Source organism: Paenibacillus sp. FSL M8-0212 (assembly GCF_038004645.1).
Taxonomy (GTDB): Bacteria; Bacillota; Bacilli; order Paenibacillales; family Paenibacillaceae; genus Paenibacillus.
On the sequence record NZ_JBBORP010000001.1, the window covers coordinates 2,301,235 to 2,323,062 of the forward strand.

At 46.7% G+C, this 21,828-nt stretch carries 20 protein-coding genes; all 20 read right to left on the minus strand.

Going from position 1 to position 21,828, the window contains the following annotated elements; translation table 11 throughout:
- Window positions 1–2: 2 nt before the first annotated feature.
- The gene (locus MKX68_RS10210; protein WP_340911277.1) at window positions 3–875 is read right to left on the minus strand and encodes a carbohydrate ABC transporter permease; all 873 of its coding nucleotides are present in this window, start codon (window positions 873–875) and stop codon (window positions 3–5) included.
- Between the two features lie 70 nt (window positions 876–945).
- On the minus strand, window positions 946–1,845 hold the full coding sequence (locus MKX68_RS10215; protein ID WP_062837760.1) for an ABC transporter permease: 900 nt from the start codon (window positions 1,843–1,845) through the stop codon (window positions 946–948).
- Between the two features lie 131 nt (window positions 1,846–1,976).
- Window positions 1,977–3,563 (minus strand): extracellular solute-binding protein, encoded by a 1,587-nt coding sequence (locus MKX68_RS10220; RefSeq protein WP_338589877.1) that lies wholly within the window; start codon window positions 3,561–3,563, stop codon window positions 1,977–1,979.
- 447 nt (window positions 3,564–4,010) lie between these two features.
- Entirely contained in the window at window positions 4,011–6,272 is a 2,262-nt protein-coding gene (locus MKX68_RS10225) for a helix-turn-helix domain-containing protein (RefSeq protein WP_339787391.1), read from the minus strand.
- 254 nt (window positions 6,273–6,526) lie between these two features.
- On the minus strand, window positions 6,527–7,474 hold the full coding sequence (locus MKX68_RS10230; protein WP_338589873.1) for a ribose-phosphate diphosphokinase: 948 nt from the start codon (window positions 7,472–7,474) through the stop codon (window positions 6,527–6,529).
- A gap of 76 nt (window positions 7,475–7,550) precedes the next feature.
- Entirely contained in the window at window positions 7,551–8,375 is an 825-nt protein-coding gene (gene hisJ, locus MKX68_RS10235) for a histidinol-phosphatase HisJ (RefSeq protein WP_340911281.1), read from the minus strand.
- Window positions 8,376–8,387: 12 nt separating this feature from the next.
- Entirely contained in the window at window positions 8,388–9,122 is a 735-nt protein-coding gene (gene hisIE, locus MKX68_RS10240) for a bifunctional phosphoribosyl-AMP cyclohydrolase/phosphoribosyl-ATP diphosphatase HisIE (protein ID WP_431523259.1), read from the minus strand.
- Window positions 9,115–9,876, minus strand: a complete 762-nt coding sequence (gene hisF / locus MKX68_RS10245; protein ID WP_017691268.1) for an imidazole glycerol phosphate synthase subunit HisF — start codon at window positions 9,874–9,876, stop codon at window positions 9,115–9,117. The genes hisIE and hisF overlap by 8 nt, the downstream gene beginning before the upstream one ends.
- A 30-nt stretch (window positions 9,877–9,906) precedes the next feature.
- Entirely contained in the window at window positions 9,907–10,641 is a 735-nt protein-coding gene (gene hisA / locus MKX68_RS10250) for a 1-(5-phosphoribosyl)-5-[(5-phosphoribosylamino)methylideneamino]imidazole-4-carboxamide isomerase (RefSeq protein WP_340911284.1), read from the minus strand.
- A 62-nt stretch (window positions 10,642–10,703) separates the two neighbouring features.
- Window positions 10,704–11,330, minus strand: coding sequence for an imidazole glycerol phosphate synthase subunit HisH (hisH, locus tag MKX68_RS10255; RefSeq protein ID WP_340911287.1), 627 nt, complete (start codon window positions 11,328–11,330; stop codon window positions 10,704–10,706).
- Window positions 11,331–11,333: 3 nt separating this feature from the next.
- Complete coding sequence (gene hisB, locus MKX68_RS10260) at window positions 11,334–11,963, minus strand: imidazoleglycerol-phosphate dehydratase HisB (protein WP_036674766.1); 630 nt, start codon at window positions 11,961–11,963, stop codon at window positions 11,334–11,336.
- Window positions 11,956–13,260, minus strand: coding sequence for a histidinol dehydrogenase (gene hisD / locus MKX68_RS10265; protein WP_076333454.1), 1,305 nt, complete (start codon window positions 13,258–13,260; stop codon window positions 11,956–11,958). The genes hisB and hisD overlap by 8 nt, the downstream gene beginning before the upstream one ends.
- A 137-nt stretch (window positions 13,261–13,397) precedes the next feature.
- Entirely contained in the window at window positions 13,398–14,057 is a 660-nt protein-coding gene (hisG, locus tag MKX68_RS10270; protein ID WP_076333453.1) for an ATP phosphoribosyltransferase, read from the minus strand.
- 1 nt (window position 14,058) lies between these two features.
- On the minus strand, window positions 14,059–15,258 hold the full coding sequence (locus MKX68_RS10275; protein ID WP_340911291.1) for an ATP phosphoribosyltransferase regulatory subunit: 1,200 nt from the start codon (window positions 15,256–15,258) through the stop codon (window positions 14,059–14,061).
- Between the two features lie 390 nt (window positions 15,259–15,648).
- Window positions 15,649–16,191 carry an acyltransferase gene (locus tag MKX68_RS10280; RefSeq protein WP_036616162.1) on the minus strand — a complete coding sequence of 181 codons (543 nt, stop codon included), beginning with the start codon at window positions 16,189–16,191 and terminating at the stop codon, window positions 15,649–15,651.
- Window positions 16,188–16,844 (minus strand): pyrophosphatase PpaX, encoded by a 657-nt coding sequence (gene ppaX / locus MKX68_RS10285; RefSeq protein ID WP_017691276.1) that lies wholly within the window; start codon window positions 16,842–16,844, stop codon window positions 16,188–16,190. The genes MKX68_RS10280 and ppaX overlap by 4 nt, the downstream gene beginning before the upstream one ends.
- A gap of 6 nt (window positions 16,845–16,850) precedes the next feature.
- Window positions 16,851–17,876 (minus strand): prolipoprotein diacylglyceryl transferase, encoded by a 1,026-nt coding sequence (gene lgt, locus MKX68_RS10290; protein ID WP_340911297.1) that lies wholly within the window; start codon window positions 17,874–17,876, stop codon window positions 16,851–16,853.
- A gap of 121 nt (window positions 17,877–17,997) precedes the next feature.
- A complete protein-coding gene (gene hprK / locus MKX68_RS10295) occupies window positions 17,998–18,936 on the minus strand; it encodes an HPr(Ser) kinase/phosphatase (RefSeq protein ID WP_017691278.1) in 939 nt (312 codons plus the stop codon).
- 418 nt (window positions 18,937–19,354) lie between these two features.
- The gene (locus tag MKX68_RS10300; protein WP_017691279.1) at window positions 19,355–20,482 is read right to left on the minus strand and encodes an ABC transporter ATP-binding protein; all 1,128 of its coding nucleotides are present in this window, start codon (window positions 20,480–20,482) and stop codon (window positions 19,355–19,357) included.
- Window positions 20,483–20,585: 103 nt separating this feature from the next.
- Entirely contained in the window at window positions 20,586–21,779 is a 1,194-nt protein-coding gene (locus MKX68_RS10305; RefSeq protein ID WP_340911300.1) for a PucR family transcriptional regulator, read from the minus strand.
- Between the last annotated feature and the right edge of the window lie 49 nt (window positions 21,780–21,828).

Below are 21,828 nucleotides of genomic sequence, written 5' to 3' on the forward strand. Positions count from 1 at the left end.
AGTTATCCTTTAACCGCTCCCAGCATGGCACCGCTGACAAAATACTTTTGCAGCCATGGATAGACAAGCAGAATAGGTACAGTTGCGAATACAACTGTGGCTGCCTTGAGACTTTCCGGAGTCAGTTGTGTGCGGTTAGCACCTTCCATCAATGTAAGCTCACTCACCATGTTGTTTTGAACCATTTGGAAGAGCTTCAGTTGAAGTGGATACAACTTGGGATCATTAATATACAACAGTGAATCCTGGAATCCATTCCAGCGACCAACCGCATAGAATAACGCTAATGTGGCAAGTACAGGCATGGATAATGGCAGTATGATTTTGAATAGCGTGTGTACATGTGAGCTGCCGTCAATTTCTGCTGATTCTTCCAGACTTTCAGGAATGCCTCTGAAGAATGAGATCAGGATAATCAGGTTAAATGGACTTACCAGTCCCGGTAAGATCAGTGCCCAGACTGAATTAAGCATATTGAGATCACGTATGAGCAAATACTCGGGAATCATCCCGCCACTAAAGAACATCGTAATGATGATGACATACATGAAGAGCTTGCGCCCTTTCAATTTTTTCTTGGTTAACGGGTATGCAGCAGCAAGTGTGAATAACATGCACAGCACTGTGGTTGCTACTGTCAGAACAGTCGTAAAGCCCAGTGAATATAACATGGATTGATCAGAGAATACTTGAATATACGAATCCCAGTTAAATTCTTTAGGAAAAATGGTCACTTCTCCCGAAGTAATAGCCCGGTTAGAACTTAGAGATATCGCAATGGTGTGCAAAAATGGAGCCAGACAGAATATAACAAATAAACTGATAAAGGAGATATTAACGATATCAAAAATCCGATTTGAGGTGCGTTCACTCATATGCGCACAGCTCCTTTACTGATGGTCTATACATACAAGCCGATTGGCGTATCTTTCATGCTTTGATAACTTATAAAATGCCTTCGCCGGTTGCCTTTTTTGAAATATAGTTAGAGCCGAGTACAAAGATTAGCCCTACAACAGCCTGGAATAGTCCTACAACAGTTGCAAGCGTGTATTGTCCTGATTCAAGACCAACTCTGTATACAAAGGTACTGAGTACATCGGAATATTCACGCACGGCTGTGTTACCGATAATATAAGGCCGATCAAAACCGATGCTGACCATATGTCCGAGATTAAGAATGAGCAAGGTCACAATGGTTGGTTTAATACTTGGCAACGTAATATGCCAGATTCTCTTCAGTCTTGAAGCTCCGTCAATCTCGGCAGCCTCAAACAATTCCTTGTTCACACCGGTTAATGCCGCCAAATAAAGAATGGTACCCCATCCTGCACTCTGCCAGACACCTGTGAACAGGTACGTCACAAGCCATGGGTTTTTCTCTGTCAAAAATGGTATTGAATTTAAGCCCATACTCTCCAGCACACCGTTAACCATACCGGATTGATTGCCGAACAATTGGTATACAATTCCCCCGATAATAACCCAGGAGATAAAGTGAGGAATATACAGAATCGTTTGCGATATTTTTTTAAACCATTTAAATCGAACTTCATAGAGCATGATGGCCAATATAATTGGAGCAGGGAACGAAACAAGCAGGTCTAGGAAATTTAGCATGAAGGTATTTCGTAATGTGGTGTAGAAGTCCCGCATTCCAAATACTTCACGGAAAGCATCGAAACCGATCCACTCACTCCCGTTGATGCCCTGAAACAAGTTGAAATCCTTAAAAGCGATCTGAACCCCGTACATTGGGCCGTAACGAAAGATCAAGAAGTAGATCAGAGGCAGTGAGATGAGCGCATATAATTGCCAATACCTTTTCAAGTATGTGATGGTCAAGTCGGTTTCCTCCTATCAACAGAGAAACGGCTGTGCCGCCCATACCGGCGGCACACGTTTCTTCCAAAGTTATGCGGTAAATTACATATTGATTTAGTAATCACAAGATGAACCTGTTTATTAGATAACGCTTACTGAAGTGCTGCTTCAAGCTCTTTCTTCAGTTCTGTGCCACCCAGTGACATGAAATCATTCATTTCTTTTTCATATACCGCTTCGAAGTCTGCCGGTTTGGCCATCGCAGTTTTCACAATAAGCACTTTCAACTTATCATTTAGCGCTGTACCATATTTAGATTCTGCTTCGATTGGTTTGCTGAAGATAACCGGTCCGATCGTATCCGTATTAGCGATATCAATGGACTGTCTCATCAGCTCTTGGTTACGTTCTGGGAAGCCTGCAATCCATGCGGCTTCATTGGCTGCCTGATCTCCAACTACTTTACCGTTGGCAATGATGGCCATGTCACCACCGTTGTAGACACGATCTTTGACATCCTGTGGTGCATCATCTTTAACAACTGGAACACCATCAACCTTATCGTAATTTTCACCTTCGACACCGGTGTTCATCTCCAGCAAGTTCGTTCCAGAAGCCATCCAGTCTAGGTATTTCACAGCTTCAACCGAACGTTTGCTGCTTTTTGGAATCATGATGTACATACCGTTGCTACCATAACGTGATTTGATGTGTTTGTTGTCCACATTCGCATTGGTGTAAGCGTCAACTGCTACAACTTTGCTATCCGGTACATTTTTGGACAAATTATCAAGCATACCATCTGCATACAGAATCTGACCTACATCCTCAGACATGTACCCAATATTACCGTTCTGGAAGTCTTTGACCAATTGCGTTTTTTCTTCGTCAAGACTGAAGTCTTTGCTGATCAGACCTTCATTGTAAAGCTTGTTAAGGAACTGCATCGCATCTTTGAAGCCATCATGCAATGGTAGCTCGTAACGCTGACTGTACGTAAGCCCATCTTGTACGGGTTTAATAAAGGAGTAGATCAATGTTTCGTACTGCGCTGGGGCAAGTGCCATACCCATTGGGATGTTTTTGCTGCCCAGATTGCCCGGATCTTTCTCTTTGAATGCTTTCAATGTTTCGTACAGCTCATCCGTTGTTGTTGGAGCATTCATGCCGACTTTATCGAGCCAATCCTGGCGGATATATGAGTTGTAACGAGCCGTAATGGCACGTTTACCCGGAATAGCGAATTGCTGACCTTCCAGCTGACCGAATTTCAACAGGTCTTCGCCGAGATATTCTTTTAAGTTAGGTGCATGTTCATTAAGGAGTTCACCTACCTCAGTTAGCCCACCTTGCTGAGCATAACGGTAGAACACACTGGAGTCGTATACAAACACAATATCTGGAACGTCGCTAGGGCTGGCCATTAAAACGTTGAGCTTGGTTGTTTCTTCTGAACGTTGAACAGGTACGAATTGCACATCAATGTTATTCGGATCGCCGAATTTCTCTTGAACAAATTTAGTTAAGTAGTTGTTCGTGATCGTATGTGGAGAAGGACTGTTACCACGATCAAAAACCTCCACTTTCAAAGTAACACGCTCACCATTAGTTGTTGCCCCACCTTCAGACTCTTGATTGGATGGTGAAGAACATCCTGCCAGCAACGAAACTCCCATTATCATCGTAAGCGCCAAACCTACCCATTTCTTCGTTTTCCCTGTGGTTGTTGTTCTTGTCATTTAGTCATCCCCTTTTACTTTGCGTGAATGTTTAAGGCTTGCTCCGAGTATTCCACATCTTTCGGAACTCTAGCAATAAACCAGTTTCGGAAGCGCTTACAAACGGAATTTAGTTTATGTGTTAAGCCCATTTTCGCAGACTGATTATTTTCCCAAAGCTACGCTGCCCTAGGCTTTGATGGCTCTCAATGCCTCATGACTCGAAACTGCCTGTCCCAATACGGATAAACCATTTTCACACACTGCCTATATTCGTAAACGGGGATAAAACAGGAATATTAACTTGCTATCCTGCGAAAACAGTTGCATCGATCTCGGGCAGCAGAGAACTGTTCAACGAAAACAGGGCGAACCTCTGCAAGCCTCTCTCCTAAGTGGAAAGTGACTGCATGAAATTCACCCTGTGGTATCCTGATGTACAGATCTCAGAATATGTTCACTTTTGCGTTACTCTTCGGGTTCTCGATGTTCACGTTTCAAACGACGATAATCTCCTGGTGTAATGCCCGTTACCCGTTTAAATACACGTCCCAACGTAATTCCGTTTGCATACCCAACCTTCAGGGCAATATCCTGCAAAGAGTAATCCGTATTGAGCAGAAGCTGCTCGGTCTCCTTCATGCGAAGCTCTGTAACAAAATCAACAAACTTCATATTGAATTCTGTCTTGAACAAATAACTCGCATGTTTGCCCGTAATCTGGAATCGATCGCTCAAATGTTTCAATGAAAGATCCGGATTCGCAAACTGTTCTTCGATATAATTTTTCATTTCATTAACCATGGCTTTGTAACTCTTGGTTTCCGTTACCGCTACATACGTTCTGAACAAGTCCGTCAGTCCATCAAACAAAAGACTTTTCACATCCGTAAGCGTCTCTGCCTCTTCCACAGCACTCAACCATCTGTTGATGTTTTCTTCGGACAGCTCTTCCTGGAGCCCTTCCGACATCATGGCTACCTCTCGGCTGAGCATCTGTAACATGGCTTGAATCAGAGAACGAATCTCATCATCCGGCAGTTTGTTCTGTTCAAATGCTGTAAAGATCTCCTCCAACTGTTCCCGCCACTGTCCACTCGACATCCGGAACCGCTTAACAAAGTCCGCAATCATCTGCAGATAGGTATAGGTATCCAGCAAAGGATGCTGTGTTTCGCCGCAGTCGGCTTGGCCGACATCTCCATTCATCAACAGTTTGCGTTGCATTACCGCTTCTGCGGCCGCATAGGAATCCCGTATTGTACCGATTCCCTGAGCAATAGGACCAATGCCAAAGCTTAAGGAAATGCGTAGATTTTGTTCTACCCAGGATTTACATTCCTCAGCTACTACACGAATCTGCCCAGACATATCCAAGTTGTTATCATTCTGTTCTTTGAACACAAAAAGGATTGCAATTCGATCTACACTAATCCATTCCGTCCAGCATTGGACTCCCGTATTACGTGACAGCTCTTGCAAAACGTTCATCAAGGCAAACTTCAGCGTATTTTGTTCACCTCTCGTGTACCTCTCCTGAAATCCCTTCTCATAACGGTTAATCTCTCCAACAACAACGACAAAACGCGACGAGTCTTGCACGTCATTCAGTGGAGAGAGCTCTTTTAATTGCTCTGCTGCATTTTCCATGTGTTCACCATGCAACAGGGCATTGAACAACTTGCTGCGCTGCATGAGTACATTTTCCCTGCTTTTCTTGTCATAATCCATCATATGATTAATCAGATTCTCAAGCACACCATCAATCATCTTCATCTCATCCGTGCGAGCACCTGAGTGTTCGAACACCCGAATCTGATGAGACTCAATCCGGTTCATGATGATCTGAATGGGCTTATAGTTACGGCGAGTAATATACACGATATATACAATCGCACAGATGACAGTCACAATAGCAATGATTACCCATACATAAGATATGACAGATACCCAGCCAAATAAGTTGCCGGCCTTAATTCCACTGGATATTGTCCAGCCCAGTCTTTCTAGCGATAGCCTATTTAGTTCCTGACCGTCTATCGAGCCCTCTTGGTCCGAGTGTGCATTATACACAACCTTACCGTCCCGATCCGTAATCGTCAGGAATGAGAGCTGACCATTAACCATACTATCTACACTCTGTTCAATGCTGCTCATCTTGATATTAATGACCAATGTACCCTGAGAGCCAAAAGGCAAAGGCATGTCCTTGTTCACCGTTAATACGCGAATAGGGGTACGTTGAGCAGAGTCCGCATCGAATTCCCGCACCGGCTGCCAGCCTGAACCGATAGACCCGGAAACCATCTGATTAATCCAAGCCTTATCTGAGAAACTGTCCGCTTCTCTGGAACCACTTACGGTCAGAACATGTTTATTTCGCTTGTCATATAGATAGATGGATTGAATCCATGAGGACGAATTGGATAGCTCACGTAAATTCTGCGCTATCGCATACACCGTGTCCGAACTGGTCAGGTTTGTGTTATTAAAATAGAGTTTATATGCCTGCTGACTCTGTACCGTTTCCAGGATGGATAGTTCAAGATCCCTGATTGTACGATCCACCGTGTCTATCATATAACTGGAGGAGATCCGGTCTGCTTTTTTGGTTTCCTCTTTAGAGATGTCATTGATGAAAACAAACGCGATGAAAATGAGTATGGTGACCGTAAGAAAAAAAATTGGGAAGTACGAGAACAATAACCGGTAGTACCAATTACGAGACAATAGACCCCACTCCTCACTCCACGATGCCAATGTTCTCAGCCGTGGTTCTACTGTTCAGCATCCATCTCACCTTAGGGGCTGAACACTATATGATAACGCTATCATAACTGATTTTATGTTATTATAGCACAAGCCTCTGAGCAGCAAAGCAAGAATTGAATTCAAAGAGCCAAAACAAAAAAACCGTGCTGAGCAGACAACAACTCAGACACGGAACAGTTCATCTGGCAGCACACCGTTATATCCTCGATGCTCTAAATGCCAGAATCCTTAAACAATGTGGCCATGGAGCCACCATCCACAATAATGCGTATGGCGCGGGCCAACATTGGCGCAACAGGTAACACTTTGAAGCATTCAGGGTGGTCATCTGGCAGTGCGATCGAGTCCGTAACGACCACCTCTTCAATTGACGGGTGATTCAATTTACTTACTGCCCCATCCGAGAACAATCCGTGTGTTGCACATACATATACATTTTTGGAGCCACGTTCCTTCAACCCTTCCACAACATTCAGAATGGTTGTTCCGGTGTCGATCAGATCCTCAATAATAATAGGTGTCCGTCCTTCTACATCACCAATTACATGGGTAATCACCGATTCATTATGGCTTGGACGTTTCTTGATCATAATGGCAAATGGAGAATCCAGACGGTTCGCCAGCTTCTCTGCCATCGATGCTCGTCCCGCATCCGGGGAGACGACAACAGGGTTCTCGATTCCTTTGCTTAACAGATAATCACTAATCAGATCCAGTGATGTCATATGGTCAACCGGAATGTTGAAGAATCCCTGAATGGCCGCTGCGTGCAGGTCGATCGTTACCACTCGATTGGCACCAGCCGTAGTTAATACATCTGCTACCATCTTGGCCGAGATCGGCTCCCGTGGAGCGGATTTACGCTCTTGTCGAGCATAGCCATAATACGGAACAATGATGTTCACAGTGCGTGCTGAAGCCCTCTTGGCGGCATCAATCATCACCAACAGCTCGACAAACAGCTCATTGATCGGATGAGACAACGACTGTACCAGAAACACATCACAATTACGGATCGTTTCTTCATAATGAACGTATATTTCTCCGCTCTTGAACCTGGACAGCTTGATCTTACCCAGTTGTACACCCAGCTTGTCACATACCTGTTCTGCCAGCTTAGGGTTCGATGAACCGGAAAAAATACGTAACGAATGCTGCATAATGCCCTCCCGAGGGTTGAAGTCCCTATATAATCCCTTAGCTAAAAGGTTATTTCCCTCATTATACTCCACTGGCTTATACATTTAAAGGAATGAACGAGCGATGACGGCCTTCAAAAACAGCGACTTCCGTACAGCCCAACTCATGCAAAAGTGCTTCAGCTTCAGGCAAATAATCCCCCAGCTTCAGTGGGTCATGTGCATCAGAACCCATGGTTAATGGAATGCCCAATCGAATGGCTTCCGTCAGCATTCTGCGATTAGGGAACATCTCGGCACAAGGCTTCGATAACCCGGAAGCATTCAGTTCCATGGCGCAGCCACTTTTGGCAATAGCCTGCAACGCTGCGTTCTCCAGTGAGATACGTTCATTTGTCTGCTCCGCTGAAGGAGCAAAACCGAAGCGTTTAATGACATCCGTATGGCCCATAATATCGTACATGCCCGTGGCGGCTGCCTTGCTTACGGCATCGTAGTACTGACGATATACTTCAAGGATGTCTTTGCCCTCCCAGTGATGGGTCTGGCGGAAATCCGTAATGTCCCATTCCCCGAGGAAATGAACGGAGCCAATCACATAGTCCCATGGATAACGCTCAATGATCGCACGGATCTCTGTTTCCCAGCCTTCAATATAGTCACCTTCCAGACCAACACGTACGTCAATCTGCCCACGGTAACGTTCTTTCAGGGAGAAACACTCCTCTACGTAACGCGGCAGTTCATCCATAGGCATCGCCATTTCCGGATAATATTGAGCCGGATCGACATGCAACAAGGGCATGTGATCGGACAATCCAATCTGGGATAGTCCGATCTCCACACCACGCTGCACGTACTCTTCCAGTTTGCCCACGGCATGTCCACACCGCTCATGGTGTGTATGATAGTCTATACGCACGAAACTCGCCTCCTAATCGCGGCGAGGCCGTTCATGACGGCGGCTCAGCTCTGACATAATGTCGTCCAGCGGCAGCTTGCGCTCTTGTAACAGGACGAGCAGGTGATACATCAGGTCACTGACTTCCAGACGAAGCTCGTCATTATCTTTATTTTTGGCGGCGATGATCGTTTCGGACGCTTCCTCACCGATTTTTTTCAGTATTTTGTCTACACCTTTATCAAACAGATACGTTGTATATGCACCCTCAGGGCGCTCACGTTCACGCTCTGCAATAACGGATTCCAGTTCAGCCAATACCTCGAAGCGACTTTCGGAACCGGAATTTGCCGAAGCAGATGCCGCACCCGCTTCATCCGAAACCTTATCTGCCGATTTCTCTGGCAAACCAATAATCTCATTATGGAAACAAGTTACCGCCCCTGTATGGCAAGCTGGACCGTTCGGTTTCACCTCAACCAACAAGGTATCGCCGTCACAATCATATTTTAGGGAAGTAATCGTCTGCACGTTGCCAGATGTTGCCCCTTTATGCCACAGCTCTTGACGCGAACGTGACCAGAACCAGGTTTCACCGGATTCAAGCGACAACTTCAGAGATTCGCGATTCATATAAGCCATCATTAAGACTTCCCGAGTATCCACATCCTGCACAATGGCAGGAACCAAACCATCACTCCAACGAATGTGTTCCACAACCTGTTCCAAGGACAACTGTTCCTTGATTTCATCGCTCACTTTAGTCACGGATCTCCACCCCTTGTTCTCTCAAATGTTGTTTTAACGCCGGTACGGCGATTTCTTTGTAATGGAAAATCGTTGCGGCCAGCCCTGCGTCCGCTTTGCCTGTGGTAAATACATCATAGAAATGAGATTCTTTGCCCGCACCGCCCGATGCGATGACTGGAATACGCACAGATTCTGATACCGCTGCCGTCAGCTTCAGATCAAAGCCGTCTTTTGTTCCGTCCGCGTCCATACTTGTGAGAAGAATCTCTCCCGCGCCCAAGCTCTCAGCCTGTTTAACCCATTCCAGCGCCTTGATCCCGGAGGGTTTCCGTCCACCATGGGTATAGACTTCCCACTCGCCCCACGCTTCGTTATACTTGGCATCAATCGCTACCACGATACACTGCGAGCCGAAGCGACGTGCACCATCTGCGATCAACTGCGGATTAAGTACCGCGGCTGTATTCACTGCAATTTTATCCGCTCCTGCACGGAGAATCCGCTTCATGTCCTCCACCTTGGAGATACCACCACCTACCGTAAAGGGGATAGCGATCTCGCCAGCCGTCTGCCGCACAACTTCTTCCATCGTTTCGCGACCTTCTACCGAAGCGGATATATCGAGAAATACCAATTCGTCCGCGCCCTCGCGGTCATATAGCGCCGCCAGCTCTACCGGATCACCCGCATCGCGGAGATTAACGAAGTTGACGCCTTTGACGACCCGGCCGTCCTTCACGTCCAGACAGGGGATGATTCTTTTTGCCAGCATGCTACCTCTTCCTCTCTATCTGAATATCCCTTACTTATTGACCGCACGTACTGCTTCAGACAGATCGATGCTTCCCGTATACAGTGCTTTACCCACAATTGCTCCACCAACACCATCATCCGCGTGGCGACTCAGACGAAGCAGATCATCCATTACACTTACACCGCCGGAAGCAATAACCGTCCGTCGGCTTGCCTTGGCTAGAGACACAATCGCTTCCACATTCGGACCCTGCATCATGCCATCACGGGAAATATCCGTAAAGATAAACGTTTCTGCCCCATATGCCGCCAATTCCTTCGCGAGTACCTCTGCCTGTACTTCCGATGTTTCAAGCCAACCGCGAGTTGCCACGTAACCATTACGAGCGTCGATACCAATTGCCACTTTGTCGCCGTAACGTCCCAGTACTTCCTCTGTAAAAGCACGATCCTCAATTGCTGCTGTTCCAATGATCAGCCGGCTAACACCCAGACCCAGCAAACGCTCTACATCCGCTACTGTACGAAGTCCGCCGCCCACCTGAACAGGTACATTCACAGCCGAGGCAATCCGCCCGATCAGCTCATCGTTAACAGGATGACCTGCTTTGGCACCATCCAGATCGACCAGATGAACGTATGTACCGCCTTGCTTCTCCCAGGATAAAGCCACTTGAACCGGGTCATCGTTATACACGGTCTCCTGATTATAATCTCCCTGCACCAGTCTTACACATTTGCCGTCCCGGATATCAATCGCCGGATATAGGATAAAAGATGACATACAAGGCCTCCTGAATATGAATTAGATTTGTACGCTTTCTATAGTTAAGAAGAGATGATGCTTTACCTTTGTACAGGCGCTCCTGTCAGAGCCAAAAAGTTGCCGAGCAGCTTCATGCCAAGCTCTCCACTTTTCTCCGGGTGGAATTGCATGCCGAAGTTGGACCCTCTGCCTACAATGGCTGTCACCGGATGTCCGTAATCCGTCACCGCCAGCAGATCGTCCCTTTTTTCAGTAAGCGCATGATAGGAATGGACAAAATAGACGTGACCTGCCTCAAGCCCCGTAAATAGTGGGTTTTCCGCGTGCAGGAATTCCAAACGGTTCCATCCCATATGAGGAACCTTCAGTTCTCCTGGGGCGAAACGCACCACTTTACCTGGCAAAATATCCAGTCCCTCATGTTCGCCATGCTCTTCACTTGAGCTGAACAACAACTGCATTCCCAGACAGATCCCGAGCAGTGGCTTGGACCCGGCAGCGGCTTCTTTCACCACCGTATCCAGTCCACTCTCCCGCAGATGAACCATCGCATCACCAAAAGCACCTACGCCTGGCAGAATGACACCATCTGCGCCAAGAATCTCTTTCCGGTCACCTGTGACCAACGCTTCGTAGCCAAGACGTTCGACCGCTTTGCCGACGCTGTGCAGGTTACCCATACCGTAATCGACAATTGCAATCGCCATCGTCTACAGCACTCCCTTCGTGGAAGGCACACCCGTTACACGTGGATCAATCATCGTTGCTTCATCCAGTGCACGTCCCAATGCCTTAAAGATCGCTTCAATCATGTGGTGGGTGTTCTGACCATAGTGCACAATGACATGTAACGTAATCCGAGCTTCCAGCGCCAATTTCCACAGGAATTCATGTACCAGCTCCGTGGAGAAACTGCCTACCTGTTGGGAAGGGTATTCAGCACGGTATTCAAAGTGAGGTCGATTGCTCACATCAATAATAACCTGAGCGAGTGCCTCGTCCATCGGTACAAAAACACTGGCGTAGCGCTTAATACCACGTTTGTCCCCCAACGCTTCTCGCAACGTCTGTCCCAGACAGATTCCGATGTCTTCAACCGTGTGATGATCGTCGATATCAATATCTCCACGGGCCTGCACGTTCAGGTCGAATTGTCCGTGCTTCGTGAACAGATCCAGCATATGGTTCAGGAAAGGTACATCTGTTTCAATCGTGGATTGTCCTGTTCCATCTACATTAAAGGCCAATTGGATATTGGTCTCGTTTGTTTTGCGGTCAACCTCTGCTTGGCGCACTGCACCTTTGTTTTCAAGTTCCACACCATTATTTTGCTTATCCATTGTCCGATTCCGCCTTTCCTTCCTGTTCTAACCGTACAGCGATTGCACGGGCATGCCCTTCAAGACCCTCATGGCGGGCCAACTCTATAATAGCCGCTCCGTTCTGCAGCAGCGCTTCTTTACTATAATAGATCAGACTCGATTTTTTGATAAAATCATCCACGTCCACTGGCGAACTGAATCGCGCAGTACCATTGGTCGGAATAATGTGATTTGGTCCGGCAAAATAATCCCCTACCGGCTCCGAGCTGTACGGGCCGAGGAAAATCGCGCCGGCATTTTCGATCCGGCCAGCGTAAGCCATAGGCTCCTGCACCATGATCTCCAGATGCTCCGGTGCAAGCCGGTTCACCACATCGATTCCCTCATCGATGGAATCAACCACAATAATAGCGCCATATTGCTCCACGGAAGCAGCAGCGATATCCCGCCGCGGCAGCACTTCAAGCTGCCGCTGCACTTCGCCCTGCACGGCTTCCGCCAGCGTGGCCGAATTCGTGACGAGAATGGCCGATGCCATCTCGTCATGTTCCGCCTGCGACAACAGGTCGGCGGCGACATACACCGGATTCGCCGTATCATCGGCGAGCACCACAATCTCACTCGGTCCGGCGATACTATCGATATCGACCGCACCGTACACCTCGCGCTTCGCGAGCGCCACGTAAATATTGCCCGGTCCACAGATCTTGTCGACCGGTGCAATACTCTCCGTGCCGTAAGCCAGGGCGGCGATAGCTTGAGCGCCGCCAACCCGGTACATCTCACTCACGCCTGCTTCCGCAGCAGCAACGAGGATGTACGGGTTAATGCCTTCGCCACCGTTCGTAGACGGCGGCGTCACGAGAACAATCTCCGGCACGCCTGCCACCTGTGCCGGAATCACATTCATCAGCACAGACGATGGATACGCTGCTTTGCCGCCAGGTACATAGACGCCGACCCGCTTCAACGGTCGGATGACCTGGCCCAGCAGGCTGCCGTCAGGCTGCCAATCCATCCACGAGTTGCGTTTCTGTTTCTCATGAAACGCACGAATGTTGGCGGCGGCTTGCCGAATCGCCGTCACAAAGGATGGCTCCACGGCTGCATAAGCCGCCTGCAGCTCTTCCTGCGGCACGCGCAATTCCGCGGCCGTCAGCTTTGTGCGGTCCAGCTGCTCCGTGTAACGCAGCAGTGCCGCATCACCCTCACGGCGAATGTCGCTGACAATACGCCGTACCGTTTCATTTTGCTCTGGCGTGCCATACTCCACTTCCCGCTTCAGATCAAAATCCCGTGCAGGTACAATTTTCATACGTACAACCTCCTTATCCCCTGTAATGACTCATGGCCGATTCGTTTCATTGTGTGTCTCTTACTCTTGCTTTTGCTTCTGCTTCTGCTTCTGCTTCTGCTTTACATGTTTCTCATCTATATTTCTGACGCAATAGTTTATCCCCGAAAGCTTCCCGCCGATATCTCATTCGATGCCGGTATGACCTGCTGAAGTGCATCACACAAAGCCTGAATTCGTGCATTTTTCATCCGATAACTTACCCGATTGGCGATAAGACGGCTGGTGATGTCCAGAATGCCTGTCATCTCCACCAATCCGTTCTCACGCAGTGTCTGACCGGTCTCCACCAGATCGACGATCCGGTCTGCCAGACCAATCAGGGGTGCAAGCTCAATGGAACCATTCAGCTTGATAACCTCGACCTGCTGACCCTGCTCCCGGAAATACTGTGAAGCAATCCTTGGATACTTCGTCGCAACACGTTGCTGTATGCCTGGCTTCCAGTCTGGAAGTCCGATCACAGACATACGGCACTGGGCAATTCCCAGGTTCAACAGTTCGTACACGTCCCGATTTTCCTCCAGCAGCACGTCTTTACCAACAATTCCGATATCGGCAACACCGTACTCCACATACGTTGGAACATCCACGGGCTTCGCCATAATGAATTCCATTCCGGCTTCCGGTACTTCGATGACCAATCTACGTGTATCGTCCACGTCTTCTGGAATATCCAGCCCCGCTTCACGGAACAATTTGGAGGCCTTTTTATAGATTCGGCCCTTCGGCATGGCCACCTTCAGAATATCCGACATCTCAGCGTCCTCCTTCTTCAGATCCGTAAGTAATAACCTGCTCAGCCTGAACGGTTGTTGCTCCAGCAGATACAGCACTTGCCCCAGCCCCGTCTTCAGTAAGAAGGAGTGTCACTACATTTTGTCCCAGACTGCGTAATCTTGCCGCTTCTGTTAGTGCCTCGGCCCGACGTTTCGGACTATATTGGATAAGTACCGGTTTTTTCTCTTCAATGGTAATGCCGTGAACGCCATCAATAATACGGTTCGTTTTCAAAGCAAATCCTGTAGCTGGTAACGAACGCCCGAATTGTTGCAACAGATTATCATACCGTCCACCGCTACATACCGGGGAGCCCAGTTCTGCCGCATACCCTTCAAAAGTCATACCCGTATAATAGGAGAAATCACCGATCATCGTTAGATCAATCAGCACATGCTCGGATACACCGTATGCTTCCAGCACTTCGAATACGGCACACAGATGTGCAATCGACTGTGCTGCTTCAGCACTTGAACTTAACTCTACCGCATGTGTGCACACTTCCTTACCACCACGCAGACGCAGGATTGCTTCAAGTTGTTCTTTCAACTTAGGCTCCAGATTCAATGCTTCAATCGATTGGCGATAGCCGACATAATCACGTCCGAGCAGTCCTTCCTTCAATTGCTCCTGCTCAGCGGTCTGTCCTGGAATCACTTCCTCCAGTAATCCATTCAGGAATCCCATATGACCCATCGCTATTTTAAAAGAAGACACACCCGCTGCCTGCAAAGAGGCAATCGCAAGCGCAACAACTTCTGCATCCGCCTCAGGTGAGTCGTCTCCAACCAGCTCCACGCCCGTCTGGAAAAATTCTGCCTCACGCCCAGCTTCCTCTTCAATAGAACGGAATACGTTCGCATGATAGGACAGACGCAGCGGCAACTGCTCATCTTTAAGCATCGATGAAACGACGCGTGCAATTGGAGCCGTTAGATCCGATCTGAGCACCAGAGTGGTTCCCCGGCTGTTCAATAATTTAAATAATTTGCGATCTGATGTAGAACTTGCCACACCTACCGTGTCGTAATATTCAATCGTTGGTGTGATGATCTGACGGTAACCCCAGCGTTCCATACATTCCAGTACATTGCGTTCAATCGTCCGCAGCTTGGATACTACATGTGGTGTATAGTCACGGAATCCGGTCGGTTTTTCAAAACCTTTTGGTTTGGACATTGGTAATATTCACCCCGAGTCAGTAATTTAAGAGTTGCACTCGTTCTATTTCAACAGGATTTATGTAGTTTAAATCCCCATTCTATCTTATAAACCTGAATCACCTTATTGCTGCAAAAAGCCTTCAACTATTGGTTTAGTTCAACCTTTATCATGATTAATTTCTCCGAGAATACTTTCACATGGTAAAGTGCTAACAAACTAAAGGATATGGGATATGATAACATGAAATCCGCACTACCGTCAACAATACCAAAGCTTGATTTCCCTTGGATAGGCATATCGTTTGATATACACCCCCTTACCCTCACCAATCGGTATTTATATACGAAAAAAGCTGCCATAAGCAGCTTTTTACTTCAACGCATCTTCATTCATTACTTTATTGACTTAATGCACACTACCCTGAGAAGAATCATCCGTGTTAAAGACAGTTTCTTCCGTAGAAGCTGCCGCGCGGGATAAATCACGCAGTGGATTACCTCCAACAAAAGCTCCTGGTGCAACATCCTTATGTACGACAGCTCCAGCAGCTACAACCGCTCCATCTCCTATGGTTACGCCAGGCAGGATCGTTGTATTGGCACCAATCAGTACATTTTCCCCGATAATCACCTCACCGAGCCTGTACTCCTTAATGAGATACTCATGAGCAAGAATCGTTGTGTTGTAACCGATGACCGAGTTTTCGCCGACCGTTATTTTCTCCGGAAAAAACACATCCACCATCACCATCAAGCCAAAGGCCGTGTGTTTTCCTACCTTCATGCCGAGCATTCGGCGGTAAATCCAATTTTTCACCGATAGGATCGGACAATAGCGTGACAACTGGATCCAGATAAAATTACGAACGCCCTTCCACGGACTCACTGTCTTGTAGATATGCCAAAGTGCATTCTGGTCCTCTACCGGATAGCGGGTTACTTTTCTCATGAACGTCCCGTTTCAATACGGATAAGTTTCAACAAGTCTCTCATGTCATGCAACATATGATCGGGTCCATATCCGTTTAGGATCGTTTCTCCTTTAAGAGACCATGCAACCCCCGCCGATAGAGCGCCCGCATTCTGTGCCGATTGGATATCCACCGGACTATCACCCACCATTAACGTTTTGGCAGGATCTGCACCCAGTTCCGTCATGGCTTTCAGTACAGGTTCAGCATGTGGCTTCGGATTTGTTACATCGGTCACTGTTACAATCGTCTTCATATATTTCAGTAGGTCAAAACGCTCCAGTACCTTTAATGTAGATGGACGAATTTTGGTTGTGACTACACCCATCACAATGCCGGCCTGATGAAGCGCCTCTACTACCTCAATAACATGTGGAAAAGGTCTTACCATCGCTTCATGATGGATATCATTATAAGCACGGTAACCCTTCACGTACTCGGAGACTTCCTCCTGGCCAGAGAAGGTGCGCATTTGTTGCTCCAATGTGCCACCCATATGCGGAATAATCTGTTCCCGTGTCCATGGAGCTGAATGCTCCCATCCCCCCATGACATGCTGGAATGAGCTAATAATCAACTCATTGGTATCAATAATCGTTCCATCCAGATCAAACAATACCGTGTCAATCATGTTGCATTACTCCTTTTTATCATCAACTTGCTTTGGATCATCTTTGGCTGGAGGTGTTACTTTACTCTCTTTACCAGCAACTGTTCCTGTATGCTCCATATCATCTGAGGTAACTTTGGACGTTACAATCGGATCACTATAACGAACAACTGCTTTACCTGTCACTCTTCTCACCACAATGAATACAACAGCAACAATAATAATACCAATAGCGAGCAGTTGCGAGATTCTTACGTTACCGTAAGCAGGATCAAGATATCCTTGTTCAAAGCCCATTGCAGTCATTGGAGACCACAGCCCGTTCACTAATGAAGCAACCCATTGCGGAGCCTGGAAGCCAAGACTGTCCGTACGTAGAGCTTCAATGAAGAAGCGACCGATAGAGTACCAGATGAAATAAGACATGAACAATTCACCTGAACGCAGAAACTTCTGACGACGCAGAACCAGCAGCAAGACCAGGCCAACGAGACTCCACATCGATTCATACAAAAAAGCAGGATGGTGGAATACGCCCTCTACGTTCATTTGATTTACAATAAAGTCCGGCAGATGAAGCTTGTCTCTCAAAAATGATTCTTCCACAGGACCGCCGTAGGCTTCCTGATTCACAAAGTTCCCCCAGCGTCCGATCAACTGTCCAACGAGCAGTCCAGGCGCACAGATATCGGCCATACGCCAGAAGTTATACCCTTTACGACGGAAGAAAATAACTGCACAGATGATTGCACCAATAAGGGCACCATAGATGGCGATACCGCCATTCCATATTTTAAAGACATCCCAGAAATTATCCTTATAATCTTCCCATTTAAATGCAACGTAGTAGATGCGGGCACCAATGATGGCAGAAGGCACACCCAGCAGGACCATGTCCATGAACACTTCCTGTGGAATATTGTATCGTTTGCCCTCCCGGATCACGAGCAGGAGTCCTATAAGTGCCGCGGCACCAAGAATAAGCCCGTACCAGTGAACCTTTAACGCTCCAATAGAGAACGCAATCGGGTTCAACAGTAATAATGTATCCATTCATTCACACTCCTATTTATTCAATCAATCGCACGCATGACGAATGGTTGGCATACACTGCGCCTTAAGAGAAGCAGTGCATGTCAACCATTTATCTTCATTCCCTTGTATAAAATGTTTCTTAATCCATGTCTTCCATATCTTCCGAGATGGTTGCTGTCAGCTTGTTCGTGAATTGCAGCGCAGCATTCAGACCCATCTGTTTCAGGCGATAGTTCATACCTGCCACTTCAATAATAACCGCCAAGTTCCGTCCCGGACGAACAGGAATCGTAACAAGAGGTACATCCGTATCAATGATACGTGTAGTCTCTTCATCCAGACCCAGACGATCATATTGTTTATCCTGCTGCCATGCTTCCAGACGTACAACCAAGGTAATCCGTTTGTTATTCCGAACCGCACCGGCTCCGAACAATGTCATGACGTTGATAATACCGACACCTCGAATCTCGAGCAAGTGGCGGATCAATTCAGGTGCAGTACCGTGCAGCTGAAAATCTGACGTTTGGCGGATCTCTACCGCATCATCGGCAATCAGTCGGTGTCCACGTTTCACCAGTTCAAGCGCTGTTTCACTCTTACCAATACCGCTACTACCTGTGATCAGCATACCTACGCCATAGACATCACAAAGTACACCGTGAATGGTTGCTGTTGGTGCCAATTTCTTTTCCAGGAATCCCGTGATCCGGCTGGATAAAATAGTTGTAGCCATGTTGCTGCGAAGTACAGCCAAATTCTGTTCTTCACTGATATCAATCAGCTCTTGCGGAACTTCCAGTCCACGCGTGACAACGATACAAGGCGTCTCTTCCGTACAAAGACGTTGCATACGATCGCGCCGCTCTTGCTCAGGTAACATTGCAAAGAAAGCTAACTCCGTTCTTCCAAGTAGCTGTACCCGTTCTTGTGGATGGTATTCAAAATAACCGGCCATTTCCAGACCAGGACGGTTCAGGTCATCTACCGTAATGACTCTTTTCAATCCGTGAGATCCAGAAACAACCTCCAACTGAAATTGCTGCACCAGTTCAGATACTTTCACTTTTTTCGCCATTTGTCTCTTCCTTTCAGCATTAGCTGTCCCTCTATGTACATCAGATCGTGTATCAGTTATTTCCATTATTAGCGCATTCACAACATGGGGCACAGACTGCATACCCTTCCAACAGTCGATTCTCTCAAATATATGAAGACAGACCTTCAAATAATCTTAAATGAATTCCGGGCTGAATGCAATCGCGGCCTCCGACAACCATTAGTAAGAAAAGTCTTCTGATCGAAGCACCTTCTAGGATACTACATTCGTAGTTTAAGGGGTGTTTTTCTTACGATTATTAATCCTTCAACTCTGCCGAAACTTATAAATTCATTAATCTTAAAAAAGCCCCTTCCAGCAATAACGGAAGGGGCTCTCATTACAATGTATAATTGCGTTAACTGTCAGGTTCCATCGTCACCGAGGAATCCCAGTATTATTTGTCTTGAAGAAGTACGTTCACTTCAGTCTCTTTGTCAAAGATATGAACTTTGTTCATGTCGATGGCCATTTTAACTGTGGAACCATCACGAGTGTTAGAACGTCCGTCTACACGTGCGATCGTTGTATCATTACCAACACCGCTCAAGTAGAGGAGCATTTCGTGACCCAGGTTCTCTGTAACATCTACGTGTGTAGAGAATACAGAGTTCGGGGATGCTTCCAGGAATACTGGCTCTTCGTGAATGTCTTCTGGACGAACACCCAGAATCACTTCTTTGCCAATGTATCCTCTAGATTTCAACACTTGTGCTTTACCTTGTGGGATTTCAACATCCACACCAGGAGCTATGAAATGCATGCTAGTACCTTGCTCAGCGAGTTTACCCGAGATAAAGTTCATTGTCGGGGAACCGATGAAACCAGCTACGAACAGGTTAGCCGGCAGGTTATACAACTCTTCCGGAGAAGCTGCTTGTTGGATGATACCATCCTTCATAACAACGATCCGATCACCCATCGTCATAGCTTCGATCTGGTCATGCGTTACGTAGATAACAGTTGTTTCCAAACGTTTCGCAAGTTTAGTAATCTCAGCACGCATTTGACCACGCAGTTTGGCATCCAAGTTGGAGAGAGGCTCATCCATCAAGAACACTTGTGGATCACGGACAATCGCACGTCCCAAAGCGACACGTTGACGTTGACCACCGGACAATGCCTTAGGTTTACGCTCAAGCAAATGTTCGATATCCAGGATTTTAGCTGCTTCACGTACACGTTTGTCGATCTCATCTTTTTTAACCTTACGCAATTTCAAACCAAACGCCATGTTTTGATATACGCTCATATGCGGATACAAGGCATAGGATTGGAATACCATCGCGATATCGCGGTCTTTAGGTGCAACATCATTAACGACACGGTCACCGATATAGAGTTTACCTTCAGAAATTTCCTCAAGGCCTGCGATCATACGAAGTGTTGTTGATTTACCACAACCGGACGGACCAACCAGTACCAGAAATTCTTTATCTTTAATGTCCAGGTTAATGTCAACTACAGTTGCTTTATCAGAACCCGGGTATTTTTTGAAAATATGCTCTAAACGTACTCCAGCCATGATTGTTGCCTCCTCAGAGATCATTTTGTAATCGAATACAATTTGTATTTTTATAATACCCTATCTACGTGAGGTTTGACTATTCGCAAACTGCACAAAAATATCAATGCTTTTTCGTCACTTTGTACATTAGTAGTAAAAACTGCACTAGAACAGCACTTTCGAAGTGCCTCACATCATAGCCAATCTCCTGTTTGATCTTATCCAGACGGTATACCAACGTATTACGATGAATGAAAAGTCGTTTCGCTGTCTCGCTGACATTACAGTCCAGGCTAAAAAAGGTCTCCAGCGTAGCGAGGGTCTCACTGTCATTGAAGATTAACGTGTCTTTGCCTGTTTCCTGTATAAAACGTGTACGTTGTTCATCTGGGATGCTCGCTACCAACCGCTCCAGATGCAGATCCCATGGGAGATGAATATGCTGCGTAACATGGAATGCTCTCCCCAAGTGAACACTTTCTTTAAGAAGACCTGTAACCGATACAAGTTGTTGTGCAGGAATGCATGGCAGAGATGCAGACAGATGGAACACCCCAGCCCACTCACTGGCAACCAATTCATTTAACCCCAGACAAAAAGCGTTAAGCGAATCCTTTTTGGCTTCCGTTGTATCTTCCTCGGCTTCTTCTGTAACAATTTCTTTATCACCCATGAAAATCCACTCTTGCTCCCCCAAAGGGATCAAGACAATCTCCTCGCCAAAGTAACTCTCAAGCAACTTGTTGAGTTCCTTGGATCGTAAACGATGTGCATCCGGTGTATCCCCTTGCAGCAAGAAGAGAATCTTCTCAGCATTCAATCCTGCGGGCACCACAAAGCGATCAGGAACCGCTTCAGATTCCTGCTTGGTTGGTTCTTCGATCTGCTCTTTAAGCCAGAGACCCAATTCAGTCAAATACTGCTCCCTATCATTCTCATATACAACAGGTTGTGCCTCATCGGGTAGAACCGTGTTAGTACGGATTAAAAGCTCAATCAATTGTCGTGTTTCCACGGTAATAGATTTTGCAGGGCATCCCCAACACACGACGGTCTCTTCTTGCTCATGCATCCGAACTTTAAAAAATACACGCTTTCCCGTATTCAAACTGATCACATCGGATGAACTTGGAGATGTAGATTGATTAGATAACTTCTGACGCTCACCTTCATCACCAAAGGTCTCTGAATTTTCATGTCGACCAACCAAATTAGCAACGGATTGCATCCATTCTTCTATTGTAATTTCATATTCGTCCAAAGTTGTGCCTATAATGACTTCAATTTGCTGTTTTAGATCAGGTATGAGCTTCATATAATGAACGTCACCACTCTGCATGTTTTCTATTAGTTTATCATATCTT